Raw genomic sequence first — 7024 nt, 5'->3', positions numbered from 1 at the left:
CGCAGCCCGCGAGCGCCAGCGCCAGGGCCGCGGCCGTCAGTCGGATCCTCATGCCTGCTTCTCCCATCCCCTCGCCTGCTGCTTCCAGTAGGACACCGGCAGGCCCGTCGCCTTGATCCGGCTCCACTGCGCCCGGGCCACCGCGAGCTGAGCCTCGTCGCCGCCGTCGAACAGCACCACGCACCGGGCGAAGCCGCCGAGGTCGCCCGGCTCGGCGCCGTCGACGAGGAACAGCGCATGGGCCTCGTTCGGGTTCTCGAAGCCGGTGGTGAGCAGCACCGGCTGGCGCGCCGCGTTGGGCTCGCCGGCCGCGCCGTGCGGCAGGAAGCTGTCCTCGCGATAGCTCCACAGCCAGCCGTCCAGGTGCTCGAGCCGATCGGCCACCGGCGTGCGCACCAGGGCGCGCCAGCCGCGCTGCAGCGTCTTTTCGAGCAGTTCGGGGAGAGCCTGGTCCAGCCCGGTGCGCTCCAGGTGGTAGAACCAGACCTCGCAGGGGGCGTCGGCCATGCCCCTGCTCTTAGCGCCCTTTCCGGCCGCTGGGGAGGTCAGGCGGCGGGGGCGCGCCGGCGCGGCCGGGCCGCGGCGGCGCGGGCGAGCGCCGCGAACAGCACCGGCGCCTCGAGCGGCTTGGCCACGAGGCCGGCGAAGCCGAGGGCGCGGTAGTCGGCCTCGCCGCGGCTCACCACGTCGGCGGTGAGCGCGATCACGGGCGTGCGCCGGCTGGCCCCCTTGCCCGCCCGGAGCGCCTTCAGCGCCTGCATGCCGCTCGTGCGCGGCAGGTGGATGTCCATCAGGATCACGTCGAAGGCCTCGGCCTCCGCGAGCTTCAGGCCTTCGGCGGCGGTCCCGGCCTTCACCACCTCGTGGCCCTCGGGCGTCAGTAGTTGCTCCAGCACGGTCAGGTTCACCGTGTGGTCGTCGACCGCCAGGATGCGCAGCGGTCGGATCCCCTCGCCCTCGCCCCTCGCCTCGCTGGTGGGCCGGCCAGCGGCGGCGACCTCGAGGACGAGGTCCAGGTGGAAGGTCGCCCCCTGCCCCGGCGGGCTCTCCGCGCGGATGCGGCCGCCCATCAGCTCGGCGAGCTGGTGGCAGACGGCGAGGCCTAGGCCCGAGCTGTCCCGCCGCGCCGCCTCGCGGCCGGCCTGGGCGTACCGTTCGAAGATCGTCGGCAGAACCGCCTCCGGGATGCCCGGGCCCGTATCGGCGACCGCGATGGAGACACGGCAGCGGCCCGCGCGCACGGCCCCGGCGCGGGCGCTGAGCGTGACCGAGCCCTGCTCCGTGAACTTGAGCGCGTTGCCGAGCAGGTTGAACAGCACCTGGCGCAGGCGCACGGCGTCCAGTTGGGCGAAGGCCGGCAGGCTGTCGTCCAGCTCGAGGCGCAGCGCCAGGCCCTTCGACTCGGCCTGCGGCCGCCAGAAGTCCGCCACCTGGCGGAGCAGTCCCGGCAGGTCGGCGGGCTCGAAGATCAGCTCCAGCCGGCCGGCCTCGATCTTCGACATGTCCAGGATGTCGTTGAGGATCGACAGCAGGTACTCGCCCGAATCGGTCAGGGTCTGCAGCCGGCTCAGCCGCTCAGGGTCGGTCTCGGCCCGGCGCAGCACCTCGGCCATGCCCAGCACCCCGTTCATGGGCGTGCGGATCTCATGGCTCATGGTGGCGAGGAAGTTGGCCTTGGCCTGCCCCGCGCGCCGCGCCTCTTCGCGGGCGGCGTCGGCGGCGATGCGTTCGGCGAGCGCCCGGTCGCGCGCGAGCTCGAGATCCTGGATCAGCTCCACCGAGGCGTCGTGGGTGCGCCGCCAGACGTCCAGCGACTGGCGCCAGGTCAGCGAGACCATGGCCAGCACCCAGACGGTGGCGCCCAGCGCCAGCAACAGGGCCAGCGCACGGGTGGGATCCAGCAGGTCGAACACGGCGAGCGCGAAGGCCGCCAGCGGCGGGATGGCGAAGCCCCAGAACACCTTCGGCGAGAAGGCTCCGTAGGAGAGAGCCACCGGCAGCAGCGAGTAGCCGCCCATCGCCCCGAGGAACAGGATCTCGGCGACGCCGTCCGTGTTCACCGCCGCCACCAGGGGCGCGGAGATGTAGAGGCTGGACCGGAAGGCGGCGAGCAGCACCATGCCCCAGGGCACGCGGGAGGCGCCGGTCTTCAGCGCGTCGCGGGCCCAGTGCGTGATGATCGCCTGCACGGCCACGTCGCCGGCCCACGAAGCCAGCATCCAGGCGAGCGCCAGGAGCGGATGGCCGAGCAGCGCAAGGCAACCGGCGCGGACCGCCGCCAGCGCGCCCAGCCGCCAGGCCGGATAGGTCATGCCGGCGAGCGTCAGGTGATAGGTGTTGAACAGGTGCTCGCGGTCCGGCCGGACGCGCGGCGCCCAGCCGAGCCTGTCCGGCCCGCGTTCCAGAATGGCGCCCGCCCTCGTCACGCGCGCGAGGTTCGGCCGGAATGGTGAAGAATTACAGAACGGCGTTCGCTGCTCAGCGGGCGAGAGCCTGCGCCAGGCGGTCCAGCGCCGCGGCCACCGGCTGCGGTTGGGTCACCGGGGCCAGGTGGTTCAGCGGTAGGCTGACAACGGGCCAGCCCCGCCGCCCCGCCAGCATGGCCTCGGTCTCGTAGGCGCCGCTCAGCCTGAGGTAGGCGGCAGGGCCGTCCTGGTCCGCCTCCGGCGCGGGCTCCTCGAAATAGTCCACCGGCAGCGGCTCGAGCTCGGCCACCAGCGCCTCGCGCACCGCGGCGTCGGGCGCCAGGCGCTCGAGCGCGCCCGGCGGCCACCAGCGGTCCCAGGCCGGCAGCCGCCCGCCCTCCGCGCCCGCGCGCAACTGGGTGCGGGTCTCGGCCGGCGCGGTGTCGAACCAGCTCAGGCCCGGATGCGGCAGGATCGCGTCGCAGTAGATCGCGCCGGCCGGCGGCGCGGGCATCCGCGCGGCGAGCGCCGGCAGCAGGGCGCCGGCGGCGCTGTGCGCCACCAGCACGGCCGGCTCGCCGCCGACGGCCAGGCTGGCCGCCATGCCGTCCGTCAGAGCGCGGTAGAAGTCGGTCGAGATCGCCGACAGCCTGGGCCAGGCCGGCGTCTCCGCCGTATGGCCCATGGCCCGCAGGGCGTCTGCGACCGCCCGCCAGCTCGACGGGCCGAGCAGCGGGCTGTGCAGCAGGGCGAAGCGCATCAGCCCTCGTACTTGTCCTGAACCATCCGGTTCAGCAGCCGCACGCCGTAGCCCGTGGCGCCGTCGGGGATGGTCGGCACGCTCGACGGCTTCTTCCAGGCCGTGGAGGCGATGTCGAGGTGCGCCCAGGGGTAGTTGTTGACGAACTTCTGCAGGAACAGGGCGGCGGTGATCGAGCCGGCCGGGCGACCGCCGACGTTCTTCATGTCGGCGATCGGGGACTCGATCTGCTTGTTGTAGGCCTCCGGCATCGGCAGCCGCCACAGCGGCTCGCCTTCCTTCGTCGAGGCGTCCAGCAGGGCGCCGGCCAGTTCGTCGTTGTTCGAGAAGCAGCCGGCGTAATCGTTGCCGAGGCTGATGATGATCGCGCCGGTCAGGGTTGCGAGGTCGACCATGAACTTCGGCTTGAAACGGTCCTGGCAATACCAGAGCGCGTCCGCCAGCACGAGGCGGCCCTCGGCGTCGGTGTTGATCACCTCGATGGTCTGGCCGCTCATGGAGGTGACCACGTCACCGGGACGCTGGGCGTTGCCGTCGGGCATGTTCTCCACCAGGCCCAGGATGCCGACCGCGTTCACCTTGGCCTTGCGGCCGGCGAGCACGTGCATCAGGCCGGTGACGGCGCCCGCGCCGCCCATGTCCCACTTCATGTCCTCCATGCCCTCGGCAGGCTTGATGGAGATGCCGCCTGTGTCGAAGCAGACGCCCTTGCCGACGAAGGCGACGGGCTGGGCGTTCGCATCGTCCGCGCCGTTCCAGCGCATGATCACGAGCTGGCTCTCGCGCACCGAGCCCTGCCCCACGCCGAGCAGCGAGCCCATGCCGAGCTCGGCCATCTCGGCCTCGCCCAGCACCTCGACCTGCAGGCCCAGCCGCTCCAGCTCCTTCACGCGGCGGGCGAACTCCACCGGATAGAGGATGTTGGCGGGCTCCGAGACGAGGTCGCGGCTGAAGCTGACCGCATCGGCCAGGGCGGCCAGCGGCGGGAAGGCCGCCAGCGCGCCGTCCGTGTCGGCCGCGACCACCTGGGCGTTGGTCAGCGAGGGCTTCTTGTCGGCGGTTTCCTTGGTCCGGTACTTGTCGAACCGATAGCAGGCGAGCCGCACGCCGAGCGCGGCGCGGGCCGCGAGGTCCGCGGTGGGCTCCGGCAGCTCGATGCGCAGGGTCTCCAGGCCGGAGAGGCTCAGCGCCTTGTAGGCGACGGCGGCGGCATGCTCGGCGCCGAGCGCGTCGAAGCCCTCCCGCTTGCCTGCGCCCACCAGCACCAGGCGGTCGGCGCCGCCTTCGGGCGCGAGGATGTCGAGCGTCTGGCCCTTGGCGCCGGTGAAGCGGCTGGCCGCCACGGCGCGAGCGAGCGCGCCGTCCTGGGCCTGCCCCTCGAACACGATGCGCGCCACGGCGGTCTTCGCGGCCAGCGGGGCCTCGGCGGCGACGAACTCGATCTCCATCGAAACTCTCTTCTTCCTGCGTCTTCGGGCTTCAGGCGCGGCCGGGGGCGGCCGGCGGGCGGCGGTTGTGCGCCGCGGCGACGCATGGTTTAGAACAGCTCCGCGGCCGGGGCGCGCCAAAATCTCCGGGTGAGCCGTAAATTTCGCCGATGCGCCTGATCGACCGATACCTGCTGCGCCAGCTCGCCGGCCCCACCGTGCTCGCCACCCTGGCGCTCACGGGCGTGGCGCTGCTGAGCCAGAGCCTCGCCGGCCTCGACCTCATCGTGAACCAGCGGCAGAGCGGCCTCGTCTTCCTGAAGATCACGCTGCTCTACATGCCGCAGCTCATCAACATCATCCTGCCGGTGGCGGTGTTCGTCGCCGCGCTCGTGGCGCTGAACCGGCTGCACACCGAGCAGGAGATCGTCGTCTGCTTCGCCGGCGGGATGAGCCGCTGGCGGGTGATCTCGCCGGCCATGCGGCTGGCCTGCACCATCGCCTTCGCGGCGCTGGTGATGAACCTCTACGTCCAGCCGGCCGCCTTCCGGGAGCTGCGGCAGGAGTTGTTCCAGGTCCGCACGGATCTGGCCTCCACCCTGGTCCGCGAGGGCGAGTTCACCGAGCCCGTGCAGGGCCTGACGGTCTACGCCCAGGCCGTGGAGGGCGACGGCGACTTCCGCAACCTCTTCATCCACCAGGAGAAGGAGGACGGGACCTCCACCGTCTACACCGCCGACGAGGGCCGCATCGAGGAGCGCTCGGGGCGCACCGTGCTGCTCATGCGCAACGGCACCACCCAGGAGTTCTCCGAGCGCGGCGTGCTCAACTACCTGACCTTCAACGAGTACGCCTTCGAGCTGTCGGCGCTGACCGACTCCACCGAGCTGATCCACTACAAGCCGTCGGACCGCTGGCTGCACGAGCTGTTCTTCCCCGACCTCGCCCAGGATTGGGAGCAGCGGAACCGGCTGGGCCTGCTGGCCGAGGGGCACGCCCGGATCGCCACGCCGCTCTACAACATCGCCTTCATGGCCCTGGCGCTCTCGGCGATCATCGGCGGCGGCTTCTCGCGCCTGGGCTACGCCCGGCGGATCGCGGTGATGGGCGCGGTGGCCGCGGTGAGCCGCATCCTCGGCTTCGTGGTGCAGGCCGCCTGCGAGGACAGCGCCTGGGCCAACGTCCTCCAGTACGCCATCCCGCTCGCCGTGATCGCCTTCGGCCTGCGCGCCATCTTCCGGCAGCGGGTCAGCCGGTTCATCGACATCCGCCACGGCGCGCGGCCCGCCTACGGGGCGGCGGCGTGATCCGCTTCGGCCACCTGGAGCGCTACGTCCTCGCGCGCACGCTGTCCGGCGTGGGCGCCGCCCTGGCGGTGATCGGGGCGGTGATCCTGCTGATCCAGTTCGTCGACCTCTCCCGCTCGGTGGGCACCCGCGCCGACGTCGGGCCGGCGACCATCTTCGGCCTCACCCTGCTGCGCACGCCGTCCCTGCTGCAGGTGCTGCTGCCCTTCGTCGTCCTGTTCGGCGGGATCAGCGCCTACGTGGGCCTGAACCGGAAGAGCGAGCTGGTGGCCATGCGCGCCGCCGGCGTCTCGGCCTGGCGCTTCATCCTGCCGTTCGCCGCCGCCGCCTTCGTGGGCGGGGTGCTGGCGGTCACCGCGGTCAATCCCCTGGCCGCGGCGCTGAACGCCCGCTTCGAGGGCGAGCGGGCCCGGCTGATGGAGAACTACCTGGGCGACGCGCCCGAGGACATCTGGCTGCGCCAGGGGGACGAGCGGACCCAGATCGTCATCCACGCCCGCGACCGCGACACCGTGGACGGCACGGTGCGGCTGCGGCGGGTTTCGCTGTTCGTCTACCAGAAGAGCCCGTCGGGCACGCTGGAGTTCAAGCGCCGGCTCGAGGCCGGTGAGGCGCGGCTGATGCCCGGCTTCTGGCAGCTCAAGGACGTCCGGGAGGCCACCGCCGGCGAGAGCTCCGTGCGCTCGGACAGCCTGTCGATCCGCTCCGCCCTCGACGCCGAATCGGCCATGGAGCGCTTCGCCTCGCCCGAGGCCATCGCCTTCTGGCGGCTGCCGGCGGCGATCCGGATGACCGAGCAGGCCGGCTTCTCGGCCTACGGCTACCGGCTTCGCTTCCAGCAACTGCTCGCCACGCCGCTGCTGTTCGCCGCCATGGCGGTGCTGGCCGCGGCCTTTTCCCTCAGGCTGGCGCGCCTGGGCGGGCTGGCGGGCCTCGCCGGGGCGGGCGTCGCGCTCGGATTCGTGATCTTCTTCTTCAACCAGTTCGCCGGCGCGCTGGCCCGGGCCGACATCATCCCGCTGTTCGCGGCGGCATGGGCGCCTGCGGTCGTGGCGCTGCTGTCCGGATTGACCCTGTTGTTCTACACCGAAGACGGTTGAATCTCGGGCCTGCCCGGCTATGCAT

The 7024-nt window shown here is 72.3% G+C and carries 6 protein-coding genes; 2 read left to right on the top strand and 4 right to left on the bottom strand.

What is annotated here, in order from left to right:
* Positions 1–48 precede the first annotated feature (48 nt).
* From ACE3Q8_RS02580 to ACE3Q8_RS02565, 4 genes are read right to left on the bottom strand one after another with little or no spacing between them, the layout of a single operon-like run.
* Positions 49–507, bottom strand: a complete 459-nt coding sequence (locus tag ACE3Q8_RS02580) for a DNA polymerase III subunit chi (RefSeq protein WP_374468618.1) — start codon at positions 505–507, stop codon at positions 49–51.
* A 38-nt stretch (positions 508–545) separates the two neighbouring features.
* A complete protein-coding gene (locus ACE3Q8_RS02575) occupies positions 546–2426 on the bottom strand; it encodes an ATP-binding protein (protein WP_374468616.1) in 1881 nt (626 codons plus the stop codon).
* A 52-nt stretch (positions 2427–2478) separates the two neighbouring features.
* Positions 2479–3165 (bottom strand): hypothetical protein, encoded by a 687-nt coding sequence (locus ACE3Q8_RS02570; protein ID WP_374468614.1) that lies wholly within the window; start codon positions 3163–3165, stop codon positions 2479–2481.
* Positions 3165–4613 carry a leucyl aminopeptidase gene (locus ACE3Q8_RS02565; protein ID WP_374468612.1) on the bottom strand — a complete coding sequence of 483 codons (1449 nt, stop codon included), beginning with the start codon at positions 4611–4613 and terminating at the stop codon, positions 3165–3167. Before ACE3Q8_RS02565 ends, ACE3Q8_RS02570 begins: the two co-directional genes overlap by 1 nt.
* Before the next feature lie 149 nt (positions 4614–4762).
* Between ACE3Q8_RS02565 and lptF the strand changes: the two genes are divergently transcribed.
* Together lptF and ACE3Q8_RS02555 are read left to right on the top strand one after the other, a co-directional pair.
* Entirely contained in the window at positions 4763–5899 is a 1137-nt protein-coding gene (lptF, locus tag ACE3Q8_RS02560; protein ID WP_374468610.1) for an LPS export ABC transporter permease LptF, read from the top strand.
* The gene (locus ACE3Q8_RS02555) at positions 5896–6999 is read left to right on the top strand and encodes an LptF/LptG family permease (protein WP_374468608.1); all 1104 of its coding nucleotides are present in this window, start codon (positions 5896–5898) and stop codon (positions 6997–6999) included. The genes lptF and ACE3Q8_RS02555 overlap by 4 nt, the downstream gene beginning before the upstream one ends.
* Positions 7000–7024 lie beyond the last annotated feature (25 nt).

The sequence above is a fragment of the Phenylobacterium sp. genome (genome assembly GCF_041913825.1).
Taxonomy (GTDB): domain Bacteria; phylum Pseudomonadota; class Alphaproteobacteria; order Caulobacterales; family Caulobacteraceae; genus Phenylobacterium.
The sequence above is the reverse complement of the archived record's forward strand: the minus strand, read 5'-3'. Positions and strand labels throughout refer to the sequence as shown.